The sequence below is a fragment of the Citrobacter sp. CtB7.12 genome (assembly GCF_001297795.1).
In the GTDB taxonomy this organism is placed as follows: Bacteria; Pseudomonadota; Gammaproteobacteria; order Enterobacterales; family Enterobacteriaceae; genus Citrobacter_A; species Citrobacter_A amalonaticus.
The window spans coordinates 18,480-43,631 of sequence record NZ_LIFT01000013.1 but is presented as its reverse complement, the minus strand read 5'-3'; the positions used below and the strand labels follow the sequence as shown (position 1 = coordinate 43,631).

General features: G+C 54.5%; 25 protein-coding genes. 12 read left to right on the top strand and 13 right to left on the bottom strand.

Translation table 11 applies throughout. The features are described from left to right. The first annotated feature begins 9 nt into the window (after nucleotides 1–9). The 4 genes from hslV to rraA all read left to right on the top strand — a co-directional run bounded on the left by hslV (nucleotide 10) and on the right by rraA (nucleotide 3,455). Nucleotides 10–540: an ATP-dependent protease subunit HslV gene (gene hslV / locus AOY24_RS16135; RefSeq protein ID WP_044257469.1), complete on the top strand. Its 531-nt coding sequence runs from the start codon at nucleotides 10–12 to the stop codon at nucleotides 538–540. Nucleotides 541–549: 9 nt separating this feature from the next. Beyond that, nucleotides 550–1,881, top strand: a complete 1,332-nt coding sequence (hslU, locus tag AOY24_RS16130) for an HslU--HslV peptidase ATPase subunit (protein WP_044257468.1) — start codon at nucleotides 550–552, stop codon at nucleotides 1,879–1,881. Between the two features lie 66 nt (nucleotides 1,882–1,947). Continuing rightward, nucleotides 1,948–2,877: a 1,4-dihydroxy-2-naphthoate polyprenyltransferase gene (menA, locus tag AOY24_RS16125; RefSeq protein WP_042998925.1), complete on the top strand. Its 930-nt coding sequence runs from the start codon at nucleotides 1,948–1,950 to the stop codon at nucleotides 2,875–2,877. Nucleotides 2,878–2,969: 92 nt separating this feature from the next. Continuing rightward, the gene (gene rraA, locus AOY24_RS16120; protein ID WP_042998924.1) at nucleotides 2,970–3,455 is read left to right on the top strand and encodes a ribonuclease E activity regulator RraA; all 486 of its coding nucleotides are present in this window, start codon (nucleotides 2,970–2,972) and stop codon (nucleotides 3,453–3,455) included. 221 nt (nucleotides 3,456–3,676) lie between these two features. Here rraA and zapB read toward each other — a convergent pair whose 3' ends face one another. Continuing rightward, nucleotides 3,677–3,922, bottom strand: coding sequence for a septal ring assembly protein ZapB (zapB, locus tag AOY24_RS16115; protein WP_090050665.1), 246 nt, complete (start codon nucleotides 3,920–3,922; stop codon nucleotides 3,677–3,679). Between the two features lie 388 nt (nucleotides 3,923–4,310). Between zapB and glpF the strand changes: the two genes are divergently transcribed. From glpF to fpr, 4 genes are all read left to right on the top strand, one after another. Beyond that, nucleotides 4,311–5,156, top strand: coding sequence for a glycerol uptake facilitator protein GlpF (gene glpF / locus AOY24_RS16110; RefSeq protein ID WP_042998923.1), 846 nt, complete (start codon nucleotides 4,311–4,313; stop codon nucleotides 5,154–5,156). 22 nt (nucleotides 5,157–5,178) lie between these two features. Then, complete coding sequence (gene glpK / locus AOY24_RS16105) at nucleotides 5,179–6,687, top strand: glycerol kinase GlpK (protein ID WP_044257467.1); 1,509 nt, start codon at nucleotides 5,179–5,181, stop codon at nucleotides 6,685–6,687. Between the two features lie 158 nt (nucleotides 6,688–6,845). After that, nucleotides 6,846–7,856, top strand: a complete 1,011-nt coding sequence (glpX, locus tag AOY24_RS16100) for a class II fructose-bisphosphatase (RefSeq protein WP_042998921.1) — start codon at nucleotides 6,846–6,848, stop codon at nucleotides 7,854–7,856. 96 nt (nucleotides 7,857–7,952) lie between these two features. Continuing rightward, complete coding sequence (gene fpr / locus AOY24_RS16095; protein ID WP_044257466.1) at nucleotides 7,953–8,699, top strand: ferredoxin--NADP(+) reductase; 747 nt, start codon at nucleotides 7,953–7,955, stop codon at nucleotides 8,697–8,699. A gap of 6 nt (nucleotides 8,700–8,705) precedes the next feature. Here fpr and AOY24_RS16090 read toward each other — a convergent pair whose 3' ends face one another. Further along, nucleotides 8,706–9,134: a DUF805 domain-containing protein gene (locus tag AOY24_RS16090; protein ID WP_042998919.1), complete on the bottom strand. Its 429-nt coding sequence runs from the start codon at nucleotides 9,132–9,134 to the stop codon at nucleotides 8,706–8,708. Between the two features lie 100 nt (nucleotides 9,135–9,234). Here AOY24_RS16090 and AOY24_RS16085 point away from each other — a divergent pair, with 100 nt between their 5' ends. Continuing rightward, nucleotides 9,235–9,831 carry a YiiQ family protein gene (locus AOY24_RS16085; RefSeq protein ID WP_044257465.1) on the top strand — a complete coding sequence of 199 codons (597 nt, stop codon included), beginning with the start codon at nucleotides 9,235–9,237 and terminating at the stop codon, nucleotides 9,829–9,831. Between the two features lie 112 nt (nucleotides 9,832–9,943). Continuing rightward, nucleotides 9,944–10,711: a triose-phosphate isomerase gene (gene tpiA, locus AOY24_RS16080; RefSeq protein ID WP_042325562.1), complete on the top strand. Its 768-nt coding sequence runs from the start codon at nucleotides 9,944–9,946 to the stop codon at nucleotides 10,709–10,711. Nucleotides 10,712–10,753: 42 nt separating this feature from the next. Here tpiA and AOY24_RS16075 read toward each other — a convergent pair whose 3' ends face one another. The 11 genes from AOY24_RS16075 to cpxP form a co-directional block, all read right to left on the bottom strand. Then, complete coding sequence (locus AOY24_RS16075) at nucleotides 10,754–12,226, bottom strand: DASS family sodium-coupled anion symporter (RefSeq protein WP_044257464.1); 1,473 nt, start codon at nucleotides 12,224–12,226, stop codon at nucleotides 10,754–10,756. A 112-nt stretch (nucleotides 12,227–12,338) separates the two neighbouring features. Next, complete coding sequence (locus AOY24_RS16070) at nucleotides 12,339–13,643, bottom strand: SLC13 family permease (protein WP_042998914.1); 1,305 nt, start codon at nucleotides 13,641–13,643, stop codon at nucleotides 12,339–12,341. Between the two features lie 85 nt (nucleotides 13,644–13,728). Continuing rightward, the gene (locus AOY24_RS16065) at nucleotides 13,729–14,451 is read right to left on the bottom strand and encodes a GntR family transcriptional regulator (protein WP_043001793.1); all 723 of its coding nucleotides are present in this window, start codon (nucleotides 14,449–14,451) and stop codon (nucleotides 13,729–13,731) included. 62 nt (nucleotides 14,452–14,513) lie between these two features. Further along, nucleotides 14,514–15,554 carry an ADP-ribosylglycohydrolase family protein gene (locus tag AOY24_RS16060; RefSeq protein WP_054176968.1) on the bottom strand — a complete coding sequence of 347 codons (1,041 nt, stop codon included), beginning with the start codon at nucleotides 15,552–15,554 and terminating at the stop codon, nucleotides 14,514–14,516. An 18-nt stretch (nucleotides 15,555–15,572) separates the two neighbouring features. Continuing rightward, the gene (locus tag AOY24_RS16055; RefSeq protein WP_044265202.1) at nucleotides 15,573–16,523 is read right to left on the bottom strand and encodes an aminoimidazole riboside kinase; all 951 of its coding nucleotides are present in this window, start codon (nucleotides 16,521–16,523) and stop codon (nucleotides 15,573–15,575) included. A gap of 10 nt (nucleotides 16,524–16,533) precedes the next feature. After that, the gene (locus AOY24_RS16050; RefSeq protein WP_042998911.1) at nucleotides 16,534–17,868 is read right to left on the bottom strand and encodes an MFS transporter; all 1,335 of its coding nucleotides are present in this window, start codon (nucleotides 17,866–17,868) and stop codon (nucleotides 16,534–16,536) included. A gap of 265 nt (nucleotides 17,869–18,133) precedes the next feature. Beyond that, nucleotides 18,134–18,889: a CDP-diacylglycerol diphosphatase gene (locus AOY24_RS16045; RefSeq protein WP_042998910.1), complete on the bottom strand. Its 756-nt coding sequence runs from the start codon at nucleotides 18,887–18,889 to the stop codon at nucleotides 18,134–18,136. A gap of 102 nt (nucleotides 18,890–18,991) precedes the next feature. After that, nucleotides 18,992–19,981: a sulfate/thiosulfate ABC transporter substrate-binding protein Sbp gene (sbp, locus tag AOY24_RS16040; protein ID WP_054176967.1), complete on the bottom strand. Its 990-nt coding sequence runs from the start codon at nucleotides 19,979–19,981 to the stop codon at nucleotides 18,992–18,994. 202 nt (nucleotides 19,982–20,183) lie between these two features. Further along, nucleotides 20,184–21,146, bottom strand: coding sequence for a 6-phosphofructokinase (gene pfkA, locus AOY24_RS16035; protein ID WP_042998908.1), 963 nt, complete (start codon nucleotides 21,144–21,146; stop codon nucleotides 20,184–20,186). 184 nt (nucleotides 21,147–21,330) lie between these two features. Continuing rightward, nucleotides 21,331–22,233: a CDF family cation-efflux transporter FieF gene (gene fieF, locus AOY24_RS16030; RefSeq protein WP_042998907.1), complete on the bottom strand. Its 903-nt coding sequence runs from the start codon at nucleotides 22,231–22,233 to the stop codon at nucleotides 21,331–21,333. Between the two features lie 148 nt (nucleotides 22,234–22,381). Then, complete coding sequence (cpxP, locus tag AOY24_RS16025) at nucleotides 22,382–22,882, bottom strand: cell-envelope stress modulator CpxP (protein WP_043001792.1); 501 nt, start codon at nucleotides 22,880–22,882, stop codon at nucleotides 22,382–22,384. Between the two features lie 150 nt (nucleotides 22,883–23,032). Here cpxP and cpxR point away from each other — a divergent pair, with 150 nt between their 5' ends. Then, nucleotides 23,033–23,731, top strand: coding sequence for an envelope stress response regulator transcription factor CpxR (cpxR, locus tag AOY24_RS16020; RefSeq protein ID WP_001033731.1), 699 nt, complete (start codon nucleotides 23,033–23,035; stop codon nucleotides 23,729–23,731). After that, a complete protein-coding gene (cpxA, locus tag AOY24_RS16015) occupies nucleotides 23,728–25,101 on the top strand; it encodes an envelope stress sensor histidine kinase CpxA (protein ID WP_044257455.1) in 1,374 nt (457 codons plus the stop codon). The genes cpxR and cpxA overlap by 4 nt, the downstream gene beginning before the upstream one ends. Nucleotides 25,102–25,152: the final 51 nt, after the last annotated feature.

Below are 25,152 nucleotides of genomic sequence, written 5' to 3'. Positions count from 1 at the left end.
GGTCTGCTCGTGACAACAATAGTAAGCGTACGCCGTAACGGCCAGGTGGTTATCGCCGGTGATGGTCAGGCCACACTGGGTAACACCGTCATGAAAGGCAACGTGAAGAAAGTGCGTCGTCTGTACAACGACAAAGTCATTGCTGGCTTTGCGGGCGGTACGGCGGATGCGTTCACGCTGTTCGAACTGTTTGAGCGCAAGCTGGAAATGCATCAGGGACATCTGGTTAAAGCCGCCGTTGAGCTGGCGAAAGACTGGCGTACCGATCGCATGCTGCGCAAACTTGAAGCGCTGTTGGCGGTCGCGGATGAAACCGCCTCCCTCATCATCACCGGTAACGGTGACGTCGTGCAGCCGGAAAACGATCTGATTGCCATCGGCTCCGGCGGTCCCTACGCCCAGGCTGCGGCACGTGCTCTGCTGGAAAACACCGAGCTCGGCGCTCGCGACATTGCTGAAAAAGCGTTGGATATTGCAGGTGATATCTGCATTTACACCAACCATTTCCATACCATTGAAGAATTACCGTCTAAAGCGTAAGGATCTCCCATGTCTGAAATGACCCCACGCGAAATCGTCAGCGAACTGAACAAGCACATCATCGGCCAGGATAACGCCAAGCGTTCCGTGGCGATTGCACTGCGTAACCGCTGGCGCCGCATGCAGCTCGACGAAGAGCTGCGCCATGAAGTTACACCGAAAAACATTCTGATGATCGGCCCAACCGGTGTCGGTAAAACCGAAATCGCCCGTCGTCTGGCAAAGCTTGCCAACGCGCCGTTCATTAAAGTGGAAGCAACAAAATTCACCGAAGTGGGTTATGTCGGTAAAGAAGTCGACTCTATCATCCGCGATCTGACCGATGCCGCCATTAAAATGGTTCGCGTCCAGGCGATCGAAAAGAACCGCTATCGTGCGGAAGAGATGGCAGAAGAGCGCATTCTTGATGTGCTGATCCCACCGGCGAAAAATAACTGGGGCCAGGCGGAGCAACAGTCTGAACCGTCCGCTGCGCGTCAGGCGTTCCGTAAAAAACTGCGTGAAGGCCAGCTCGACGATAAAGAAATCGAGATCGATCTTGCCGCCGCACCGATGGGCGTGGAAATCATGGCGCCTCCGGGAATGGAAGAGATGACCAGCCAACTGCAGTCCATGTTCCAGAACCTGGGTGGACAGAAGCAGAAAGCGCGTAAGCTGAAAATCAAAGACGCGATGAAGCTGCTGATTGAAGAAGAAGCGGCCAAACTGGTGAACCCGGAAGAGCTGAAACAGGAAGCTATCGACGCCGTTGAGCAGCATGGGATCGTGTTTATCGACGAAATCGACAAAATCTGTAAGCGCGGCGAATCCTCGGGTCCGGACGTGTCCCGTGAAGGCGTACAGCGCGACCTGCTGCCGCTGGTTGAAGGCTGCACCGTCTCGACCAAACACGGTATGGTCAAAACCGACCACATTTTGTTTATCGCCTCTGGCGCATTCCAGGTGGCAAAACCGTCCGATCTGATCCCGGAACTGCAGGGTCGTCTGCCGATTCGCGTAGAGCTGCAGGCGCTGACTACCAGCGACTTCGAACGTATTCTGACGGAACCTAACGCTTCTGTTACCGTGCAGTACAAAGCGCTAATGGCGACCGAAGGCGTCAACATTGAGTTTACGGAATCCGGTATCAAGCGTATTGCTGAAGCAGCATGGCAGGTTAACGAGACCACCGAAAACATCGGTGCCCGTCGTCTGCACACCGTTCTGGAGCGTCTGATGGAAGATATTTCCTATGATGCGAGCGATTTGAACGGTCAAAGCATAACAATTGATGCGGATTATGTGAGCAAACATCTGGATGCGCTGGTCGCAGATGAAGATCTGAGCCGTTTTATCCTATAATCGCGTTCACTGCATTTTCATCATTGTTGATGGGGCTGAAAGGCCCCATTTTTATTGGCGCTAAATATGACTGAACAACAACAAATTAGCCGCTCCCAGGCCTGGCTGGAAAGTTTACGACCCAAGACTCTACCGCTCGCCTTCGCGGCGATCATCGTCGGTACTGCCCTGGCATGGTGGCAGGGATATTTTGATCCGCTGGTCGCCTTGCTGGCGCTCATTACGGCAGGGCTTCTGCAAATCCTGTCAAATCTCGCCAACGACTATGGTGATGCCGTTAAAGGCAGTGATAAGCCGGATCGCATTGGGCCGCTGCGTGGGATGCAAAAAGGGGTGATCACCCAACAGGAGATGAAGCGCGCGCTGATCATCACCGTGGTACTCATTTGCGTGTCCGGTCTGTCGCTGGTTGCGGTGGCGTGCCGCACACCAGCGGATTTTGTCGGCTTCCTGGTGCTTGGCGTACTGTCGATCATTGCCGCCATCACCTATACCGTGGGCAATCGTCCTTATGGCTACATCGGTCTGGGCGATATTTCCGTGCTGGTCTTCTTTGGCTGGCTGAGCGTGATGGGGAGTTGGTATCTGCAGGCGCATACCCTGATCCCGGCGTTAATCCTTCCGGCTACCGCCTGCGGTCTGCTGGCCACCGCCGTGCTTAACATCAATAACCTGCGCGATATCAACAGTGACCGGGAAAACGGCAAGAACACGCTGGTTGTCCGCCTCGGCGCCGTAAATGCCCGTCGTTACCACGCTTGCTTGCTGATAGGCACGCTGATCTGCCTGGCGCTGTTTAACCTGCTTTCGCTGCAAAGTCCGTGGGGTTGGTTGTTCCTGCTGGCCGCACCGGTACTGGTAAAACAGGCGCGTTACGTGATGCGCCAGATGGAACCAGCAGCGATGCGCCCAATGCTTGAACGTACGGTAAAAGCCGCGTTGCTGACTAACCTGCTGTTTGTTGTCGGGATTTTCTTAAGTCAGTGGGCAAGATAACTGACAAATATCAATTAACAATTGATGATTTTGCCAACAGTACGCATAGCGCGATATACTAAAAATTCTCGCAGCAACTGAACGTTAAGCCTATGAAATACGATACTTCCGAGCTTTGTGACATCTATCAAGAAGATGTCAACGTCGTGGAACCACTGTTCTCTAACTTTGGAGGACGGTCGTCGTTTGGCGGACAAATCGTCACGGTGAAATGTTTCGAGGACAACGGGTTGCTGTACGATCTGCTCGAACAAAATGGCCGTGGTCGCATTCTGCTGGTCGATGGCGGCGGTTCTGTCCGTCGTGCGCTGGTCGACGCCGAACTGGCGCGTCTGGCTGTACAAAATGAATGGGAAGGCCTGGTCATCTACGGCGCGGTGCGTCAGGTAGACGATCTGGAAGAGCTGGACATCGGCATTCAGGCGATTGCCGCGATTCCGGTAGGTGCAGCAGGCGAAGGGATTGGGGAAAGCGATGTCCGCGTCAATTTCGGCGGCGTGACCTTCTTCTCCGGCGACCATCTGTACGCCGATAACACCGGAATCATCCTCTCCGAAGACCCGCTCGATATCGAGTGATCGAAAAAGGCACCGTAAGGTGCCTTTTTTATTGGTTATCGCGGGCTACTGGATGGCGGCTTGCGCCTTATCCGGCCTACAAGCTACTTGCTCAGGAATCCTCTAAAGATTTCGCGTTAGGGCAAGGCGGCAAGCGAATGAATCCCCAGGAGCGTAGTAAACTACGTGACCGGGGTGAATACGCGCAGCCAACGCCGCCATAACGTGAAAGATGACGAGGATTAGACTTCTTCCATGCGGCCCAGCAATGCCTGCAAACGATCCTGCCAGCCATTCTGCTGTTCTTTCAGAGACTGATTTTCGCGCTCGAGCTCTTCACGGCTGTGCTGTGCAGATTGCACTTCCTGCGCCAGCGAGCTGTTCTTCTCTTTCAGCTCTTCAATTTCCATCTGCAACAAGGTGATGGTATCAATCGCCTGCTGTACTTTTGCTTCCAGTTTCTCAAACACTTCTAAAGACATGGTCATACTCTCCTGAATTGCAAGGCGACGCTTCACGTGAACGCGCACAATATATAGTGCCGATTGTATGAAGCCCCGCTCTCCCTGTCCAGCGGCATCCCGCGCTGATTGCGGTTTGCAACACTTTTCAGTCGACTCTTACAGACATCGTCGGCCTAACCCTTAAGTGTTAACGCTTTGGTTAATGAAATGATTCAGCTCACACTATTTTTGTATAACAAAACGCGCCTCATGGCGCGAAAACGCTCATTTTATTGACGGAGTACACACATTTTAAGTTCGATATTTCTCGTTTGTGCTCGTTAACGATAAATTAACAGTGTGCCTACAGGGCATCGCGGACGTCAGTGACCTCCTCGCATACAATAAACATTAAACTCTTCAGGATCCGATTATGAGTCAAACATCAACCTTAAAAGGCCAGTGCATTGCTGAATTCCTCGGTACCGGGTTGTTGATTTTCTTCGGTGTGGGGTGTGTCGCTGCGCTTAAAGTCGCGGGTGCGTCTTTTGGACAGTGGGAAATCAGCGTCATCTGGGGATTGGGGGTAGCCATGGCTATCTACCTGACCGCAGGGGTGTCTGGCGCACATCTCAACCCGGCAGTCACTATCGCGTTGTGGCTGTTTGCGTGTTTCGACAAGCGCAAAGTTGTTCCTTTTATCCTTTCTCAATTTGCCGGTGCCTTTTGCGCAGCGGCGTTAGTTTACGGGCTTTACTACAATCTTTTCGCCGACTTCGAACAAACGCACCACATTGTACGTGGCAGCATTGAGAGTGTTGATCTGGCCGGCACTTTCTCAACGTATCCCAACCCACATATCAATTTTGTGCAGGCCTTCGCGGTTGAAATGGTGATTACCGCTATCCTGATGGGGCTTATTCTGGCGCTGACTGATGACGGTAACGGTGTACCGCGTGGCCCGCTGGCTCCTTTGTTGATTGGTTTACTGATTGCGGTTATCGGCGCATCCATGGGCCCACTGACCGGGTTTGCGATGAACCCGGCACGTGACATCGGTCCGAAAGCGTTCGCCTGGCTTGCAGGCTGGGGTAATGTCGCCTTCACCGGTGGCAAAGATATTCCTTACTTCCTGGTGCCGCTGTTTGGCCCCATCGTTGGTGCTATTTTGGGCGCTTTCGCCTATCGCAAGCTGATCGGTCGCCATTTGCCGTGCGATATCTGTGCCGTGGAAGAGAAGGAAACCACGACCACTTCACAACAAAAAGCTTCGCTGTAATGTGACTACGGGACAAATAATTATGACTGAGAAAAAATATATCGTTGCGCTCGACCAGGGAACCACCAGCTCCCGCGCCGTCGTGATGGATCATGATGCCAATATCGTAAGCGTCTCACAGCGCGAATTTGAGCAGATCTACCCGAAAGCAGGCTGGGTAGAACACGACCCGATGGAAATCTGGGCAACGCAGAGCTCTACCCTGGTGGAAGTCCTGGCGAAAGCGGACATCAGTTCCGATCAGATTGCAGCTATCGGGATTACTAACCAGCGTGAAACGACCATCGTCTGGGAACGTGAGACCGGTAAACCTATCTATAACGCGATTGTCTGGCAGTGCCGTCGTACCGCGGATATCTGCGAACACCTGAAGCGCGATGGCATGGAAGAGTACATCCGCAATAACACGGGTCTGGTCATTGACCCGTATTTTTCCGGCACCAAAGTGAAGTGGATCCTCGACCACGTCGAAGGCTCTCGTGAGCGCGCACGTCGCGGCGAACTGCTGTTCGGTACCGTTGATACCTGGCTTATCTGGAAAATGACCCAGGGACGCGTACACGTAACGGATTACACCAACGCCTCGCGTACCATGCTGTTCAACATCCACACGCTGGACTGGGACGACAAGATGCTGGATGCGCTGGATATTCCACGCGCCATGCTGCCGGAAGTGCGCCGTTCTTCCGAGGTCTACGGTCAGACCAACATCGGCGGTAAAGGCGGCACGCGTATTCCGATCTCCGGTATCGCCGGTGACCAGCAGGCTGCACTGTTCGGCCAGCTGTGCGTGAAGGAAGGGATGGCGAAAAACACCTACGGCACCGGCTGCTTTATGCTGATGAACACCGGCGAAAAAGCGGTGAAATCCGAAAACGGCCTGTTGACCACCATCGCCTGCGGCCCGACCGGGGAAGTGAACTATGCGCTGGAAGGCGCTGTGTTTATGGCGGGCGCTTCTATTCAGTGGCTGCGTGATGAAATGAAGCTCATCAGCGACGCCTTCGATTCCGAGTATTTCGCGACCAAAGTGAAGGACACTAACGGCGTGTACGTCGTCCCCGCCTTCACCGGCCTGGGCGCGCCGTACTGGGACCCGTATGCGCGTGGCGCGATCTTCGGCTTGACCCGTGGTGTGAACGCCAACCACATCATCCGTGCAACGCTGGAATCTATTGCCTACCAGACCCGCGACGTACTGGAAGCGATGCAGGCAGACTCCGGCATTCGCCTGCACGCCCTGCGCGTGGACGGTGGCGCGGTCGCCAACAACTTCCTGATGCAGTTCCAGTCTGACATTCTTGGCACGCGCGTTGAGCGTCCGGAAGTGCGTGAAGTCACGGCGTTGGGTGCGGCCTACCTGGCCGGTCTGGCAGTCGGTTTCTGGCAGAACCTTGATGAACTGCAGGAAAAAGCGGTCATCGAACGTGAATTCCGCCCTGGCATCGAAACCACCGAGCGTAACTACCGTTACAGCGGCTGGAAGAAAGCGGTCAAACGCGCGCTGGCGTGGGAAGACCACGAAGAGTAATCGCGAATTGCCGGATAACGATGCGAAAGCGTCTTATCCGGCCTACGGATGAGATTACGGTGCGGGGACAACCCCGCACACTCACCCTCTGATATCAATAATTTCCCCCTCTCCCCTGTGCTACACTTCGCGCCATTCCTTTCTGCTACGAGTTTGCTATGAGACGAGAACTTGCCATCGAATTTTCCCGCGTAACCGAAGCGGCGGCGCTGGCTGGCTACAAATGGTTAGGACGCGGTGACAAAAACACCGCCGACGGCGCGGCCGTTAACGCCATGCGCATAATGCTAAACCAGGTCAACATTGACGGGACCATCGTGATCGGGGAAGGCGAGATCGACGAAGCGCCGATGCTCTACATCGGTGAGAAAGTCGGTACCGGTCGCGGCGACGCGGTGGATATTGCCGTCGACCCCATTGAAGGCACACGAATGACGGCGATGGGCCAGGCCAACGCGTTGGCCGTTCTGGCCGTGGGTGACAAGGGTTGCTTCCTGAACGCACCTGACATGTATATGGAAAAGCTGATTGTCGGACCGGGCGCAAAAGGCAGCATCGATCTCAATCTGCCGCTGGAAGAGAACCTGCGCAATGTCGCCAACGCGCTGGGCAAACCGCTGAGCGAACTGACGGTGACGATTCTGGCGAAACCGCGTCATGATGACGTGATCGCAGAGATGGCGAAGCTTGGCGTGCGCGTATTCGCGATTCCTGATGGCGATGTTGCCGCGTCCATTCTGACCTGCATGCCGGACAGCGAAGTGGATGTGCTGTACGGGATTGGCGGTGCACCGGAAGGCGTGGTGTCCGCCGCGGTGATCCGCGCACTGGATGGCGACATGCAGGGCCGTCTGCTGGCACGTCATGATGTCAAAGGCGACAGCGAAGAGAACCGTCGCATTGGCGAACAAGAGCTGGCACGCTGCCAGGCAATGGGCATCGAGGCGGGTAAAGCGCTGCGTCTGGATGAAATGGCGCGCAGCGATAATGTTATTTTCTCCGCAACCGGCATCACCAAAGGCGATCTGCTGGAAGGGATCAGCCGTAAAGGTAATATCGCGACCACCGAAACGCTGCTGATCCGCGGTAAGTCACGCACCATCCGCCGTATTCAGTCGATCCACTATCTCGACCGTAAAGACCCGGACGTGCAGGCGCACATCCTGTAACTGATTTGTTCGTTCGAGCCTTCCAGCCCCTCCGGGCTGGAAATCTTTCCGCCAACGAACGAAGATAAGGGAACGAGACCCGTACAGGAGAAAACCATGGCAGATTGGGTAACAGGCAAAGTCACAAAGGTACAGAACTGGACTGATGCTCTGTTTAGTCTGACCGTTCACGCCCCCGTTCATCCCTTCACCGCAGGTCAATTTACCAAACTCGGTCTTGAGATTGACGGCGAGCGCGTCCAGCGTGCCTACTCGTATGTGAATGCCCCTGACAATCCCGATCTGGAGTTTTACCTGGTCACCGTGCCTGACGGTAAGCTAAGCCCACGTCTGGCGGCACTCAAGCCCGGCGACGAAGTACAGGTAGTGAGCGAAGCCGCCGGTTTCTTTGTGCTTGACGAAGTACCGGACTGTGACACGTTATGGATGCTGGCAACGGGCACCGCCATTGGTCCCTATTTATCGATTCTGCAACTGGGTAACGATCTCGAACGTTTCAAAAATCTGGTACTGGTCCACGCCGCACGATACGCCGCCGATTTAAGCTACCTGCCGCTGATGCAGGCGCTGCAAAAGCGCTACGAAGGCAAACTGCGGATCCAGACGGTGGTGAGCCGGGAGACCGTCGCGGGTTCACTGACCGGCCGCATTCCGGCATTGATTGAAAGTGGCGAACTGGAAAAAGCGGTAGGCTTACCGATGGATAAAGAGACCAGCCATGTGATGCTGTGTGGAAATCCGCAAATGGTTCGCGACACACAGCAGTTGCTGAAAGAGACCCGGCAGATGACGAAACACCTTCGTCGCCGGCCAGGCCATATGACCGCCGAGCATTACTGGTAATACGGTTCAGGGCGCTGATTTAAACGCGACATCCTGCGTGTCTTTACCGTATTTATTTTCGCCCTGGGTGCCAACAAACGCCCCCAGGTCGATAAGAGTCATGATGAGGATAAGCGTCGGCGCAAACCGTCCGACCACCCATTGCCACATCCCCGGCAGAATAGCCCAGTTACCGGCTAACAGCATCCAGGCAAGAATAATCAATAACGCCCACAGCCCCGAACGCCCACGATCGTGCAGACGTTTCACCGTAACCGCTGCCGTCGGCCAGAGCAGACACACCAGGGCAAAGGGAGCAATCTGATCGGGAAGTAATTTTTGACTCTCGAGCGAAAACAGAACCACCATGCTGACAATCCACAGCGCAATCCAGATCCAGAAATCACGGCGTCCAATACGCCCTTTAAATGAGAATAACCACTGCTGTAGGGTCATGTCTGTTCCTTTAAAATGACTATCTTCGACAGTTTACCCTTTTGACAAGCCAGACGGTTATCGTTTTAATCGTGGACAGTCATAACGAAAGGTAAGATTGATGAAGCCAGGATGTTCACTGTTTTTATTATTGTTTTCTGCGATGCTCTCCAGCCCTCCGGCGCTGGCGGCTGAGCCATTGGCGGCCACCACCGCACCGTATTTACTCGCCGGTGCCCCCACGTTTGACCTTTCGATCAGCCAGTTTCGCGAAAACTTTAATACGCAAAATCCGAAGCTTACCTTAAATGAATTCCGCGCCATCGACAGTAGTCGCGACAAAGCCAACCTCACCCGTGCGGCCAGCAAAATAAATGAAAACCTGTACGCCTCGACCGCTCTTGAGCGCGGAACGCTGAAGATTAAGAGCATGCAGATAACCTGGCTGCCGATTCAGGGGCCGGAACAGAAAGCGGCGAAAGCTAAAGCGCAGGAATATATGGCGGCAGTGATCCGCACGGTCGCCCCCTTATTGACCAAAGAGCAGAGCCAGAAAAAGCTGCAAAAGCTGCTTACGTCGGGGAAAAATAAGCGCTATTACGCGGAGACCGAAGGCGCAATTCGCTATGTTGTCGCAGATAACGGCGAAAAGGGGCTGACCTTCGCGGTTGAACCGATTAAGCTGGCGTTATCTGAAAATCTGGACGGGCCCAATTGATGATAAAAAGCAAAGCCTTTCCGGGGAGTGATCTCTATACTGTTTCACAGACCATGCTGCCCTGCGGGGCGGCCATCTTCCTTAATTCGCTGACAAAGCGTGGAGAATAGAAATGCGACATCCTTTAGTGATGGGTAACTGGAAACTGAACGGCAGCCGCCACATGGTAAACGAACTGATTGCTAACCTGCGTAAAGAGCTGGCTGGCGTCGCTGGCTGTGCGGTAGCGATCGCACCGCCAGAAATGTATATCGATCTGGCAAAACATGCTGCGGCCGGTAGCCACATCCTCCTGGGCGCACAGAACGTTGACCTGAACCTGTCCGGCGCATTTACCGGTGAAACAAGTGCTGAAATGCTGAAAGACATCGGCGCACAGTACATCATCATCGGCCACTCTGAGCGTCGTACTTACCACAAAGAGTCTGACGAACTGATCGCGAAAAAATTCGCTGTGCTGAAAGAGCAGGGTCTGACTCCCGTTCTGTGCATCGGTGAAACCGAAGCTGAAAACGAAGCGGGCAAAACAGAAGAAGTGTGCGCACGTCAGATCGACGCCGTTCTGAAAACACAGGGTGCTGCGGCATTCGAAGGTGTAGTTATCGCTTACGAACCGGTTTGGGCAATCGGCACCGGCAAATCCGCAACGCCAGCGCAGGCACAGGCTGTTCACAAATTTATCCGTGATCATATTGCCAAAGCGGACGCGAAAATTGCTGAGCAGGTCATCATCCAGTACGGCGGTTCCGTAAACGCAGCTAACGCGGCAGAACTGTTCACTCAGCCGGATATCGACGGCGCGCTGGTTGGCGGTGCTTCTCTGAAAGCTGACGCTTTCGCCGTGATCGTAAAAGCAGCTGAAGCAGCAAAACAAGCTTAAGTTGTGTAGTCGGGGGGACCTCTCCCCCGACTTATCCCCGTATTACCAGTATCCCAGCCAGTGCCACCAGAAAGCCCCTGTCACCGCCCAGATAGTCAGGTTTACCACACTCATCACTAGCCCCGTCTTCCACCATTCCGCCAGAGTGGCATAGCCAGAGCCAAAAATAATCGGCGCAGTGCCCGTACCGTAGTGGGTGAGCGACATCATCAGCGAAGAAGAGAAACCGAGCATCAGCCCCAGCAGGGCCGGTGGCGCGCCCAGACCTAACCCCGCGATGAAGAAGGCGGAGAACATGGCCGTGATATGCGCCGTGGTGCTGGCGAAAAAGTAATGAGAGTAGACGTAAAGCAGGATCAACAGCAGTGTCGCAATACTCCAGTGGACGCCAAGGTGATTGATTGCCGTCCCCACACTGGTCGCAAGCCAGCCGACCAGTCCCAGTTTGCTGAGGAAATCCGCCATCATCACCAGCGCGGCAAACCAGACAATGGTATCCCAGGCACCGCGGCACTTAAGGATGTCCTCCCAGTGTAATACCCCCGTCAGCAACAGAATCGATAAACCGATCAGCGCCGCACTGGTGGGGTTAACGGTCCAGCCGCTGCCCATGATCATCGCGGGAGCGCCAGCCCACAGGCAGAGCAGCAAAATGAACACCGCCAGCGTGATTTTTTCCGCCAGCGACAGTGGGCCGAGAAGATCCAGCTTTTGCCGGGCGAACTGCGGCGCATTGGGTGTGCGGGTAATGGCGGGTGGATAGAGCCACCAGATGACGATGGGCATCACAATCAGCGAAACGACCGCCGGAAGAAGCGCCGCAATGGCCCACATCCCCCAGGTCATATTCAGTACCCCATCCGTTCCCTGGGACAAAAAGGTGACAATGAGGGGGTTAGGGGCGGTTGCGGTGATGAACATCGCTGAACTGATCGGGTTAATGTTGTAATTCACCAGCGCCAGATAGCGCCCCGTTGAGCCATTTTCGCTATTGCCGGGCTGCGATCCAAGGCTGTCGGCAATGGCGCGCATCACCGGGTGAATAATGCCGCCGCCGCGTGCCGTGTTACTTGGGGTGACGGGGGCAATCAGCGTTTCCGCGAGGGTTAATGCCCACGCGATACCTAAGGTTCGCTTACCAAACAACGCAATAAATCCGTAGCCGATACGCGCCCCAAGTCCTGTTTTCAGCAAGCTTTGCGACAGCATGATCGATAAACCGATCAGCCAAATCAGTTGGTTGGAAAAGCCACTCAGCGCATCGTTAAGCGCTGCCGCAGGCTTACCGGGATTCGTCACACCGGTCATCGCCACCAGCATGATCGCCACAACAGCAATCGCCCCGATGGGCATCGCTTTGCCGATAATGGCCGCAATCGTACCGATAAACAGCGCCAGCAGATGCCATGCCTGTGGCGTCACGTCAGCAGGACAAGGGATGATAAACCAGATGGTCAGTGTGATAACCATCGAGATGATGGCGGGCCAACCGCGAATGGGGGTCAATCTATCCATGGTTCAATCCTTGAGTATCCTGCGCATAAGTATGCGTTTCAGTATTAACTGTCATTCGTGCAGGTAAAACTCACCACCCTCTCACAAAACTAAAATAATCAGGCAATTAACACTACAATTTTCCTAATAGATTAAACCATGCATAGTCCAGTGGCAGCAGGATCAGATAAGTCGTCAGCGCCAGCACCAGACACAGGAGCAGCCCGGCTCTCGCTGGCACCCTGCCTAACGCCATCGCCACCACAATAGGTGATGCCTGATACGGCAGAAGCGGCGTTGAATAGCCCAGCACCTGAATCATAATCACCGACAGCAGCGGGAATTGCGTTGCCTCAGAAAAGCTCTGCGCCAGGGTGGTATACAGCGCCGGAACGCCGTTAGCGGTCATAATGAAGTTAAGCGCAGTGGTGATGCCGGTCAGGGCGAGAAAACTGGTGAACGGTTTCTCCGGATCCAGCGGCATCACGTGCAGCAGCGCTTCACCGACCGCATCGCCAATACCGGTTTGCGTCACTACACTCGCCAGTCCAAGAATACCGGCAACATAAATGCAGGTACGGATGTTAACCCCCGTGGAAAACTCCTCTCCATTGATGAACCCGACACGCGGTAACAGGGTGATGACCGCTGCCGCCAGCCCGGTCCACGCCGGGCCAATGCCATGCCAGCTTTCGCTGACCCACATCACCAGCACGACTGCCAGCATCCAGGCCAGTCTTTTTTCGTCGCGGCTCATTGGCTCCGGTGGTGAGAATTCACGTGGCGCATGGGGTTTTCCGGGAAACAGCCAGCAGATCAGCGCAATCAACAGTCCACCTTTCAGCCAGCCTAATACCGGCGTATGCAGCAGCAGATAAGGCAGATAGTTCAGGTGGATACCGTACGATCCTTCCGCCGCCCCGCTCATCACGAGATTCGGCACGTTAGCAGGCAAAATGGTGGCGGAAAGCTGAAAAGTGCCGAAACCCACAGCAAGCGCCAGGCCATACCACGCACGGGTGCCATCGAGGATCCCGGCACGCTTCGCCATCGCTGCAACAACGGGCATCAGCAGCGCGATACGTCCCATATTGGAGGGCATGACAAACGCCAGCGCATAGCTCAGCAGCACCACGCTTGAGACCATCAGCGGCCAGGATTCCGTCAGCCGTGATGACAACGCTCTTGCCGCCCTGTCCGCCAGTCCGGTTTTGCGGATCGCCACGCCTAGCACAAAGCCGCTGAATACCAGCCAGAACGCCGAGGAGGCAAAGCCGCCAAAGATGACGTCCGGTGGGGCGATTTTTGCCACCATCGCCACCGTGAAGAACAGCAGCGCGGTGATAAATTCCGGCAATAGCGAGGTTGCCCAGAGCAGGATGGTGACAATCACCACCAACGAGGGCAGAAACAGAGGATGTGAAAACCAGAGCGACATGCCTGTCTCCTGTTGTTTTTTTCAACAAGAATACGGGGGCATCCCCCTTCTGTAAACGCGCGTCTCCCCCTAAAAAAGCAGAGGGTCAGTGATAATGGATTTCGCCGAAGTAGTCAGACAGCACATAGTAGCGGCAATACTCAAAGGGATGCGCTTCCCCCGCCATAAACGTCTGGCGCGCCACGGAAAGGAGTGGTTTGTTCTCAGCAATCTGCAGCTTCTCGCATAAATCAGGACTGGGCAGAATGGCATCGACCTTTTCGATCGCTGAGTCGCTTTTCACATTCAACAGGTGATAAAGCGAGGTATGGGCCAGTTCATCCGCTGTCAGGGTTAATCCCGGAAAGAAGGAGAGATCGAGATAAATTTTCTCGTGGTTAAACGGGCGATCGTTCAGGTATCGCACCCGAGAAATATAGAGATAGTGATGATGGGCCGGCAGGCTTAAACCATCTTCCTGCGCGTCGCGCGCCCGGCGTGTGGCGATTTCCAGAATGCGGTTCTCAACCGCCACGCTGGCATCACGCAGGTCGCTGGTGATCCCGCGAAAGGTATGACCATAGCTGACGCCTTCCGGCACCGCGCTCACCACGGAACCACTTCCGCGTTGAGAGGTGATCACACCGGCGTTGATCAACTCACTCCACGCCTGCTTCACGACGATCAGCGACACATTATAGGTTTGGGCGATCGCTTTTTGCGTTGGCAACTGACTCCCCAGCGGCAGGGTGCCGTTCTGGATCTGCTGGCAGATGATATAAAACAACTGCTTATACAGCGGAGTGAAACTCGTTTTATCAACCTGCAAGCCATTTACCTCGAAAGTCTGCCAGTCGGGGACGGTTGTCGCCGCCCCCGCAGGGCAGCGCACTACCCTTTAATCTGTCTGGCGAGTTCAGCCAAATCGAAATGATTCATACGATTAACGGTAGTTAAATAGTCGGCAGGAAAAGCATCAGCACCGTGCCAGGCGCCGGAGAGTGCCCCAACCATGGTGGCGACGGTATCGGTGTCATTGCCGATATTAACGGCGGAAATAATAGCATCAACGGCCGAATCCGGACAACACGCGAACAGACCAAACGCGGCCGGAACCGCCTCGCTGACGTGCAACCCGGACCCGATGATATCGGCAATCTCAACAATCGCCGTCTCCCAATGGGCGTGCCGCTTACCGATCGCTACCGCCAGTTCAATACGACGCGCCACCGACGGCCCGGCAACCATCATCGCGCCCTGTTCTGCCGCCAGCGCATAACCCCTGTCAGCGCCGTAAATCCCGGCCGCAATGATGCTTTCCGCACTCACCACGGACTGTAACGCCTCGCTGGTTGCTGCCGCCATCGCCGCTGCGCCAGACATCGCCAGTACGTTATTATGGGTAAAGCGGCAGATTTCCAGCGCAGTCTGAATCGCTTTTTCTATGTCGCCAGGATGCAGTACGGCGGCAGGCCAAATCTTCATTGCCGCGCCGTTGGTGGCTTCCGCATTCCCCTTATTGATAATCTGTACCGACTGTTTCTCACCTTCCAGTTCCCCCTGCAGGGACACGCGATTATCGTTAAATATGGCTTTCATCGCGGCTCGGGTGGTTGGCCCGGTAAAATTGGCGTAGTACGGATAGGCCAGCCAGCGCTGGAAGGCTTCACGCATTGCTTCATCGCTCACCTGACGATGGTGCTGTAGCAGGGCGTCCATGATGTACTTCGCCTGAATAAAGTCATCGGTACACATTCCGGCTTCGTTACAGCGACCAAACGTATCGGCGGGCGGTTTCTCAAAACCGGTCACCCAGCCACCAAAGTATTCGCGAATTTGTTGCTGAGTACGCACTTCGGTCGCTGCGCCCATCGCGTCCGCCGCAGCGGCACCAATCAGGCAGCCCAGTATTTTGTTAATTTCAACGTGCATGAATGACTCCTTAACGGTTTAGCATATTTTTTCCAATGGATGACTGGCGCGAAAAGCCGCGAGCTGTTCAGGATAAGGCAGCGCGGTCATCGCCCCTTTTGCCGTGACCACCATCGCGCCGCAGGCATTGGCTGTACCGATCGCCTGTGCAAGCAAGTGACTGTCCCAGGAAGCGGCCTGTGAAAGGGTATAAAGCAGCCCGCCGACAAAGGCATCGCCCGCTCCGGTGGTGTCCACCACGGAAATTTTCGCGGCCGGGAACGCGCATTCGCCCTCTGGCGTCACCAGGTACGCCCCTGCATCGCCCAATGAGATAACGGTGGTTTCACAGCCAAGTTCACGCATCAGATAGCGTGCGTCCTGCCAGCGTTCGACCTTACCCAGCCAACACAGCTCATCCGCAGAGACCTTGCAGATGGAGGCCAGCGCAATAGATTGTGCGAGTAAGGGGACGATTTCCTGGATATCCCGCCACATGCTGACGCGCAGGTTAACGTCGAACATGACGTGCCCTCCCGCCGTCTTCATGCGTCTGGCGCCTTCCAGACACGCCTCACGCGCCGGACTGTCTGTCAGGCCAATCGAGCTGAAGTAAAACCACTCGTTGGCGCTGAAAGTCGGTAAATCCTGCACCGAGACAAAAGTGTCCGCGCCGGGATGTACCAGATAGGTAAAACTGCGCTCGCCTTCTGGCGTCAGATTGACGATCAGTACCGCGCTGGTTTGCTGTGGGTCGAGGCGCAATGACCCCACACCTACCCCGTTTTCTGCCAGCGTCTGGCGGAGAAAACGTCCGGCGTCATCCTCCCCAAGACAGCCGATAAATTCACAGTCGCCACCCAGTCGCGCGATGCAAACGGCGACGTTAGCCGATGCACCCCCCGGACATTTCAGGTAGGTGTCCGCGCCTTCCGGCACCAGATCCACGGACGCGTCGCCAATCACCCAGACTTTTTTGAGATGACTCATCTGCTCCTCCTCACGCCTGACGCTGCGCCAGTTCACTCTGGATATCGCGGTAATAATCGTTGTTGATCAGATACTTTTTCATCACCACGCCAACCACCAGATGGAAGACGGCAGGGATGAGCGTCATCATCAGCGCAATCCCGGTCAGCGAGCTTGCACTCTGCTGGACATCCGCCTGGTAGCCGAAGTGGCTCAGCAGGAAGCCAAGGACGCCGCCGGCAATCCCCATCCCGAATTTCTGAAAGAACAGAATGCCGCCGAAAGCCAGTCCGGAAACGCGCAGCCCGGTTTTCTTCTCGCCGTAATCGACGGCCTCCGCGATGGAAGACCAGAACACCGGCATTTGCATGTCGCAGAAGAAGTTGATGAGAAAGTAAAAGACAAAGGCGAGGATCAGGTTCTGCTGCCCGACGCAAAGATACATGCCGATACTCAGCGCGAAGGTCATCAGTTGGGTGTAGCGGAACATTTTTATTTTGTCCCAGAACTTAGTCACCCACGTGGTCGCAATCATCGCCAGAATAGACGCCACCACGCCGACGGTCAGGAACGGTGAAATCAGGCTGTCACCGCCATTCAGATAATATTTGGCGTAATAGGCCGCGACCGAACCGCGGATCACGTAGCCGCACATCAGCAACATAATCACCACGCCCAGAATCAGCCACTGGTCGTTACGCAGTAAATTCGCAAACTGCTGTTTGACGGACAGTGACGGCAATTCAGGCTCGCTGCGTTCGCGGGTGGTCATAAAGCAGAAGATAAACAGCACGGCGCCCATCGCCCCCATCAGGCCCATAGAGAGCTGATAACCCAGCGCTTTATTGCCCTGTCCCAGCCAGACCGCCAGCATGGGAACCACAATCGTCACCAGAAACGCGGCGATTTTGGTCATCACAAAACGATACCCGTTGGCGCTCAGACGCTCGCCCGGATCGTCCGTGATGACACCAATCAGAGAGATATAAGGGATAGTGATCGCCGTATAGACCAGCGTCATCAGAATGTAAGTGAAATAGGCCCATGCCAGCTTCGCCATATACGCCATATCCGGCGTGATAAACATCAGATAGACGGCAAAGCCAAATGGAATGGCAAACCATAACAACCATGGACGATAGCGTCCCCAGCGGGTCGACACTTTGTCGGTCAGCATTCCCATTGCCGGATCGATAATGGCATCGATCATCCGCACCACCACCAGCAGCACACCCACATCCGCTGCCCGTAAACCGTAAATATCCGTGTAGAAATATGCCAGCAGTAGCTGCATGGCAATAATCACTACGTTGATCGCCATATCCCCGGCGCCGAAACCTATTTTTTCCACGATAGACAATTTCATATCGGTATTCCTTTTGCGCCGTTCAGCGCAAGAATGTCGAAAAAAGGATGACGTAACTACGTGAAATAAAAGCTTTTATGATTAACGCATGACCCAGAAAACCAGGATCAGGCGTTATGAGGGAGTGTAATGGAACCACAAAAGATATAAAGGTATACCTTTATATCTTTTGATCGAATTCACATTATTTTAACCAACGATACATCTTCGCTGGCCTGAAGTGGGAGATTGTGCAAAAAAACGCCGACAACCGTCGGCGTGGCGATCAGGGCTGAGTCAGGAGCTTACAGTCGTGATCCTGAATTTCTTCTGCCGACGCCCGGTTAAACGCCAGCATGTTGCGCTGCGTGGCCAACAGAACAAAAGCGTCATCACTTTGACGCGCCAGCGCCAGCGCATAGCTGCCCATTCGCTCACGCGCTTCCGGCACCTCTTCGGCCAGCATCATAAACGGACTGCGCTGCGCCAGTTCGCTTTCTGTCACGCGACGGGCGAGATACTCATGCCCGCGCAGTCCGCCCGGCAGCGGTAACCAGCGGGTGCTGATTTTGGTCTGGTTAGCGTCCAGTTGCGCTCTGACATCAGGACGAAGGCAGGAAATATGGATGTGGAAATGGTTTTGCGTCCGTCCGCTGCGCGAATTGATTGCCAGCGACACGACGCTGTCCGGAATATCCTTGCCATACTTTTGGCTCATGAAATCGCGCGCCTGCCAGGCCAGCCAGAAGAAATTCGGCGTGTATTGTTCCACCAGCAACGGACTCTCGGTGCCATTAATGCGATAAGTCGGCATCAGCAGATATTGCAGCGGACCATTGCGATCTTTAAAGACCACATATCCAGCATCGGGCTTCACTTCGACACATGGCGCAGGGTTTTGATGCTGCAACTGGTTGGGCAGGCATTGCTCAAGCACAATCTTACGCAACGCATCCGGGTTTCCGGCCAGCTTCCAGTAGCCAAAACCTGCCGCAGCGGCAATAACGACAACGGCCAGTAGTCCATAGCCTGTTTTTTTCATAACGCGTTCCCTGTATCTCAACGGCCTGCAAGAGTAACGCAAAATGATGACAAATAAAAAAGCCCGGCGGCAAATACCCCGGGCTTCTTCTCCTACCAGCTCTTAACGCTTGCTGATTTGATCGAACGTTCCGCCATTCGAGAAGTGTTCTTTCTGCGCTTTCGTCCAGCCGCCGAACGTTTCATCAATGGTAAAGAGTTTCAGCTTCGGAAACGTATTTTCGTATTTCTTCGCCACCTCTGCATCACGCGGACGGTAGTAGTTTTTCGCCGCAATCTCCTGACCTTCCGGTGAGTAGAGATACTTTAGATAGGCTTCCGCCACGGCCTGAGTGCCTTTCTTCTCGGTCACTTTATCCACAACGGAGACTGTCGGTTCAGCCAGAATGGATTCGCTCGGCGTCACGATTTCAAATTTATCTTTGCCCAGCTCATTGGTCGCCAGCAGCGCTTCGTTCTCCCAGGCGATCAGCACGTCGCCGATGCCGCGTTCGACAAAGGTATTGGTCGCACCGCGTGCGCCAGAGTCCAGCACTTCGACATTCTTAAACAGCGCCTTCACAAAGTCCTGCGCTTTTGCCTGATCGTTGTTGTTGTGGTGCAGCGCATAACCCCAGGCAGCCAGATAGTTCCAGCGTGCGCCGCCGGAGCTTTTCGGGTTAGGCGTGATCACCGAAACGCCAGGCTTAACCAGATCGTTCCAGTCATGAATTTGCTTCGGGTTGCCTTTACGCACCAGGAACACAATGGTGGAGGTGTAAGGCGCAGAGTTGTCCGGCAGGCGTTTGATCCAGTTTTTATCAATACGACCACGCTCGGCAATCGCATCCACATCATAGGCCAGCGCCAGCGTCACCACATCCGCCTCAATGCCGTTAATCACCGAGGTCGCCTGTTTGCCTGACCCGCCGTGTGACTGACGAATCACCACGTTATCGCCCGTTTCTTGCTTCCAGTGTGCGCTAAACGCTTTGTTGTACTGCTCGTACAGCTCACGCGTTGGATCGTAAGACACGTTCAGTAATTGAATATCCTTTGCCAGAACGCCGCTGGATGCCAGCAGCAAAGTTAACCCCACGCCCCATTTGTTCATCGCCCAACTCTCTTATGTTGTGTTGTGATGAGCAAAGCGTGCCAGAAAGGCATCCAAACATTAAAGAATAAAAAAAGATTGGCTATAACGTGAGGGAATATATGGAGGGCTTATGCCGGATGGCGGCTGACGCCTTATCCGGCCTACAAGTCTTGCGATCTGTAGGCCGGGTAAGCGTAGCGCCATCAGGCGCAGAGAAGAATCAGTACAGTTTCTTCGCGCAATCCAGCCAGTCACCTTTGAACGGACGCTTCATGTTTTCGATAGCATCGATGATGTCATGGTGAACCAGTTTTTCGTTCTGAATACCGACGCAACGACCACCGTGACCTTCCAGCAGCAGTTCAATGGCGTAAGAACCCATACGGGAAGCCAGGATGCGGTCATAAGGCACTGGAGAACCGCCGCGCTGGATGTGACCCAGTACGGTCGAGCGGGTTTCACGGCCCGTCTCTTTCTCAATGTAATGCGCCAGTTCGTCGACATCGCACATGTGCTCAGTGATTGCCACGATAGCGTGTTTCTTACCCTTCGCAATACCCGCTTTGATTTCAGCAACCAGATCGTCACGGCTGAATTCCACTTCCGGTACCACAACGAACTCACAGCCACCGGCAATCGCTGCCGCCAGCGTCAGGTCGCCACAGTAACGCCCCATCACTTCAACGATAGAGATACGCTGGTGAGAAGACGAGGTGTCGCGCAGACGGTCAATCGCTTCAACCACGGTGCCCAGCGCCGTAAAGTAACCGATGGTGTAGTCAGTGCCTTTGATATCGTTATCGATAGTGCCAGGCAAGCCGATGCACGGGAAGCCCATTTCAGTCAGGCGTTTCGCACCCATGTAAGAACCGTCACCGCCGATCACCACCAGCGCGTCGATTCCACGTTTTTTCAGGTTTTCGATAGCCACGGCGCGGACGTTTTCGTCACGGAACTCCGGGAAACGAGCGGAACCCAGGAAGGTACCACCGCGGTTAATCATGTCGGACACGCTATAACGGTCAAGCTGCACCATGCGGTCTTCGTACAGACCCAGGTAGCCATCATAAATCCCCATGACTTCCAGTCCTTCCGTCAGTGCTGCGCGCACCACACCACGGATTGCTGCGTTCATGCCCGGCGCATCACCGCCGCTTGTCAACACACCGATTTTCTTAATCATGACTACCTCTGAACTTTGGAATGCAAAATGAAGTCTGTTGCCGGAAGTCGATCCTGCATAGCGAGACGATCCAACGAATATGCAAATAGTATAACAATCACGTCCTGCTGAATTGATTCAGGTCAGGCCAAATGGCGGTAATTTATACACAAAATGCGGGCCTGGCTCTCTTTTTTACGCTCACTTACGAAAGCTCAAACCTTTTGCCTTCCCTGGGAACGACGGAACACGGGTCCTGATGGATAATGACATCGGAGCCCGGAAAACGCCGTAAAATCGCCTGCTCTACCTGTTCAGCCACAACATGCGCCTGAACGAGCGGCAGATTATCTTCCATTTCCAAATGAATCTGAATAAAGCGGGTCGGCCCTGACTGCCGCGTACGGAGATCGTGAGCACCACTGACGCCCGGCCATGATGTCACGATGTCAAAAATTTCCTGACGTTCTTCATCGGGTAATGCGCGATCCAGTAACGACTGCACGGCATCATAACCCATGCGTAACGCGCTATATAAAATATAGATGCCAATCCCCAAAGCAAACAACGCGTCTGCACGATGCCAGCCGTACCAGGCCAGACCGAGCGCCACGAGAATCGCACCGTTCATCATAACATCAGACTGATAATGAAGCATATCCGCCCGTACTGCCTGGCTTTGCGTCCGCTTCACCACCCAGCGCTGAAACGAGACCAGCACCACAGTACATATCAGGGCGATAATGGTAACCACAACCCCCACGCCGGGTTCGTTCATCGGCGTGGGGGTAATCAGATGCTGGATACCCGTTAAAAATAAAAACAACGCCGAACCGGAAATAAACATGCTTTGTGCCAGCGCAGCCAGTGATTCCGCTTTGCCATGACCAAAGGTATGTTCATCATCCGCGGGCTGCAGCGAATAGCGCACCACTAACAGGTTAGTGAGCGACGCGGCAATATCCACCAGCGAGTCGACCAGGGCCGCCAGAATACTCACCGACCCGGTGTACCACCACGCAAAAATTTTGATCAAAAGTAACAGCGATGCCATCACTGTCGCGGCAATGGCCGCCCGACTGACTAACCGCCCATAGGATTGATTCATAAACACTCCTGCCATTTCATGCCGGTAGTATAACGGATGGTGTAAGACAATCAGTGATTATGACGATGACAATTTGCAGGCAAAAAAAACCCCCACATCATGTGGGGGAAGACAGGGATGGTGTCTATGGCAAGGAAAACAGGGTTTACTACTGGGAACGTGAGTTGCTACTACTCAATAACTTCAACGAAGAACTTTTTTGCCAGTGCGTCACGTCACGCAACTGCTCCATTCTTTGTTGGTGCTTCTCGTTTAAAACCGCTTGCTGCTCGGGGGTAAGCAGGCGATACATCTGGTTGCGAACGCGGGCCATTTCGACCTGTCTGGCAACCTGTGCCTGCGCCATTTTTTCTGCCTGAGCGCGCACAGCGGTTTCATCAAAATTTTCTGCAGTAATAAGACGATGCATCGTCTCCATTTCGCTAACATTAACAGGCGGCTGCTCATGGCGGGCCTGTTGCATCAGATCTCTCATCTGTTGACGTTGATGTTCGGTTAAACTTATGCCGTCAAACATATGGCTCTGTACAGTGCGCGGCGCAGAGGATTCTCCCGGGTGCCAGTTATCGCCTGTAACGACTTCAGCTGCATGGCTAACCGTACTGAGTGCCAGCGTTGAGGCCATGACGGCAGCGGTAACTTTGCGCATCATTTGCTCCCAAAATCTTTTCTGTCGCGATTCAACGAGAGACAGTTTACGATTCGGGCTGCAAACATGCGTCAGGGGGTGTAAAACAACGTAAAGTCATGGATTAGCGACGCCTGATGACGTAATTTCTGCCTCGGAGGTACTTAAACAATGAATAAAATCCTGTTAGTTGATGATGACCGAGAGCTGACTTCCCTGTTAAAGGAGCTGCTCGAAATGGAAGGCTTCAATGTGCTGGTTGCCCATGACGGGGAGCAGGCGCTTGAGCTTCTGGACGACAGCATTGATTTACTTTTGCTTGATGTGATGATGCCGAAGAAAAACGGTATCGATACGTTGAAAGCGCTTCGCCAGACACACCAGACGCCCGTAATTATGCTGACCGCCCGCGGCAGCGAACTGGATCGTGTACTCGGCCTTGAGCTGGGTGCAGATGACTATTTGCCGAAACCGTTTAACGATCGTGAACTGGTCGCCCGTATCCGCGCGATCCTGCGTCGTTCGCACTGGAGCGAGCAGCAGCAGAGCAGCGATAACGGCTCGCCGACGCTGGAAGTGGATGCCCTTAGCCTTAACCCGGGCCGCCAGGAAGCCAGCTTTGATGGTCAGACGCTGGAGTTAACTGGTACCGAATTCACCCTGCTCTATCTGCTGGCGCAGCATCTCGGCCAGGTGGTATCGCGTGAACATTTGAGCCAGGAAGTGCTGGGTAAACGCCTGACGCCTTTCGACCGTGCCATCGACATGCATATCTCCAACCTGCGGCGCAAACTGCCGGAGCGGAAAGACGGGCATCCGTGGTTTAAAACTCTGCGTGGTCGCGGCTATCTGATGGTTTCCGCTTCATGATAGGGAGCTTAACCGCGCGCATCTTTGCCATCTTCTGGTTGACGCTGGCACTGGTGTTGATGTTGGTACTGATGTTACCCAAGCTCGACTCACGCCAGATGACCGAGCTACTGGACAGCGAACAGCGCCAGGGGTTAATGATTGAGCAACACGTAGAAGCTGAACTCGCGAACGATCCACCCAATGATTTGATGTGGTGGCGTCGCCTGTTCCGTGCGATTGACAAGTGGGCGCCGCCAGGACAGCGGTTATTGCTAGTGACCACAGAAGGACGCGTGATCGGCGCTGAACGCAGCGAAATGCAGATCATTCGTAACTTTATTGGTCAGGCGGATAACGCCGATCATCCGCAGAAGAAAAAGTACGGTCGCGTTGAAATGGTGGGGCCCTTCTCCGTCAGAGACGGGGAAGATAACTACCAGCTTTACCTGATTCGACCAGCCAGCAGTTCCCAATCCGATTTTATCAACCTGCTGTTTGACCGCCCGCTGTTGTTGCTGATTGTCACGATGTTAGTCAGTTCTCCGCTGTTGTTATGGCTGGCGTGGAGCCTGGCAAAACCGGCGCGTAAGTTGAAAAACGCGGCGGATGAGGTGGCTCAGGGTAACCTGCGTCAGCATCCGGAACTGGAAGCCGGTCCGCAGGAATTTCTTGCCGCAGGCGCCAGTTTTAACCAGATGGTGACCGCGCTGGAGCGGATGATGACCACGCAACAGCGTCTGTTGTCTGATATCTCACACGAACTGAGAACCCCGCTCACCCGTTTGCAACTGGGGACCGCGCTGTTGCGTCGTCGCAGCGGCGAAAGTAAGGAGCTGGAGCGTATTGAGACGGAAGCGCAGCGTCTGGACAGCATGATCAACGATCTGCTGGTCATGTCGCGCAATCAGCAGAAAAATGCGCTGGTCAGCGAAACGATGAAAGCCAATCATCTGTGGGGTGAGGTGCTGGATAATGCCGCCTTTGAAGCCGAACAGATGGGCAAATCGCTTACGGTGAATTTCCCGCCGGGACCGTGGCCGCTGTACGGAAACCCGAACGCGCTGGAAAGTGCGCTGGAAAACATCGTCCGTAATGCCCTGCGCTATTCACACTCGAAGATTGAAGTCGGCTTCGCAGTGGATAAAGACGGAATTACGATCACGGTGGATGATGATGGTCCTGGCGTCAGCCCGGAAGACCGTGAGCAGATTTTCCGCCCGTTCTATCGCACCGATGAAGCACGCGATCGCGAATCCGGCGGCACCGGTCTGGGTCTGGCAATTGTAGAAACCGCCATTCAGCAGCATCGCGGCTGGGTGAAAGCCGAAGACAGCCCGCTGGGCGGTTTACGGCTGGTGATTTGGTTGCCGTTGTATAAACGTTCGTAACGGTATTGTGCCGGATAGTGGCGTAAACGCCTTATCCGGCCGACAAATCTC

What these genes read in the sequence shown, in the direction of transcription:
- hslU (WP_044257468.1), top strand. Translation starts at nt 550, where the DNA reads ATGTCTGAAATGACCCCACGCGAAATCGTCAGCGAACTGAACAAGCAC.
- menA (WP_042998925.1), top strand. Translation starts at nt 1,948, where the DNA reads ATGACTGAACAACAACAAATTAGCCGCTCCCAGGCCTGGCTGGAAAGT.
- rraA (WP_042998924.1), top strand. Translation starts at nt 2,970, where the DNA reads ATGAAATACGATACTTCCGAGCTTTGTGACATCTATCAAGAAGATGTC.
- zapB (WP_090050665.1), bottom strand. Translation starts at nt 3,922, where the DNA reads ATGACCATGTCTTTAGAAGTGTTTGAGAAACTGGAAGCAAAAGTACAG.
- glpF (WP_042998923.1), top strand. Translation starts at nt 4,311, where the DNA reads ATGAGTCAAACATCAACCTTAAAAGGCCAGTGCATTGCTGAATTCCTC.
- glpK (WP_044257467.1), top strand. Translation starts at nt 5,179, where the DNA reads ATGACTGAGAAAAAATATATCGTTGCGCTCGACCAGGGAACCACCAGC.
- glpX (WP_042998921.1), top strand. Translation starts at nt 6,846, where the DNA reads ATGAGACGAGAACTTGCCATCGAATTTTCCCGCGTAACCGAAGCGGCG.
- fpr (WP_044257466.1), top strand. Translation starts at nt 7,953, where the DNA reads ATGGCAGATTGGGTAACAGGCAAAGTCACAAAGGTACAGAACTGGACT.
- AOY24_RS16090 (WP_042998919.1), bottom strand. Translation starts at nt 9,134, where the DNA reads ATGACCCTACAGCAGTGGTTATTCTCATTTAAAGGGCGTATTGGACGC.
- AOY24_RS16085 (WP_044257465.1), top strand. Translation starts at nt 9,235, where the DNA reads ATGAAGCCAGGATGTTCACTGTTTTTATTATTGTTTTCTGCGATGCTC.
- tpiA (WP_042325562.1), top strand. Translation starts at nt 9,944, where the DNA reads ATGCGACATCCTTTAGTGATGGGTAACTGGAAACTGAACGGCAGCCGC.
- AOY24_RS16075 (WP_044257464.1), bottom strand. Translation starts at nt 12,226, where the DNA reads ATGGATAGATTGACCCCCATTCGCGGTTGGCCCGCCATCATCTCGATG.
- AOY24_RS16070 (WP_042998914.1), bottom strand. Translation starts at nt 13,643, where the DNA reads ATGTCGCTCTGGTTTTCACATCCTCTGTTTCTGCCCTCGTTGGTGGTG.
- AOY24_RS16060 (WP_054176968.1), bottom strand. Translation starts at nt 15,554, where the DNA reads ATGCACGTTGAAATTAACAAAATACTGGGCTGCCTGATTGGTGCCGCT.
- AOY24_RS16055 (WP_044265202.1), bottom strand. Translation starts at nt 16,523, where the DNA reads ATGAGTCATCTCAAAAAAGTCTGGGTGATTGGCGACGCGTCCGTGGAT.
- AOY24_RS16050 (WP_042998911.1), bottom strand. Translation starts at nt 17,868, where the DNA reads ATGAAATTGTCTATCGTGGAAAAAATAGGTTTCGGCGCCGGGGATATG.
- AOY24_RS16045 (WP_042998910.1), bottom strand. Translation starts at nt 18,889, where the DNA reads ATGAAAAAAACAGGCTATGGACTACTGGCCGTTGTCGTTATTGCCGCT.
- sbp (WP_054176967.1), bottom strand. Translation starts at nt 19,981, where the DNA reads ATGAACAAATGGGGCGTGGGGTTAACTTTGCTGCTGGCATCCAGCGGC.
- pfkA (WP_042998908.1), bottom strand. Translation starts at nt 21,146, where the DNA reads ATGATTAAGAAAATCGGTGTGTTGACAAGCGGCGGTGATGCGCCGGGC.
- fieF (WP_042998907.1), bottom strand. Translation starts at nt 22,233, where the DNA reads ATGAATCAATCCTATGGGCGGTTAGTCAGTCGGGCGGCCATTGCCGCG.
- cpxP (WP_043001792.1), bottom strand. Translation starts at nt 22,882, where the DNA reads ATGCGCAAAGTTACCGCTGCCGTCATGGCCTCAACGCTGGCACTCAGT.
- cpxR (WP_001033731.1), top strand. Translation starts at nt 23,033, where the DNA reads ATGAATAAAATCCTGTTAGTTGATGATGACCGAGAGCTGACTTCCCTG.
- cpxA (WP_044257455.1), top strand. Translation starts at nt 23,728, where the DNA reads ATGATAGGGAGCTTAACCGCGCGCATCTTTGCCATCTTCTGGTTGACG.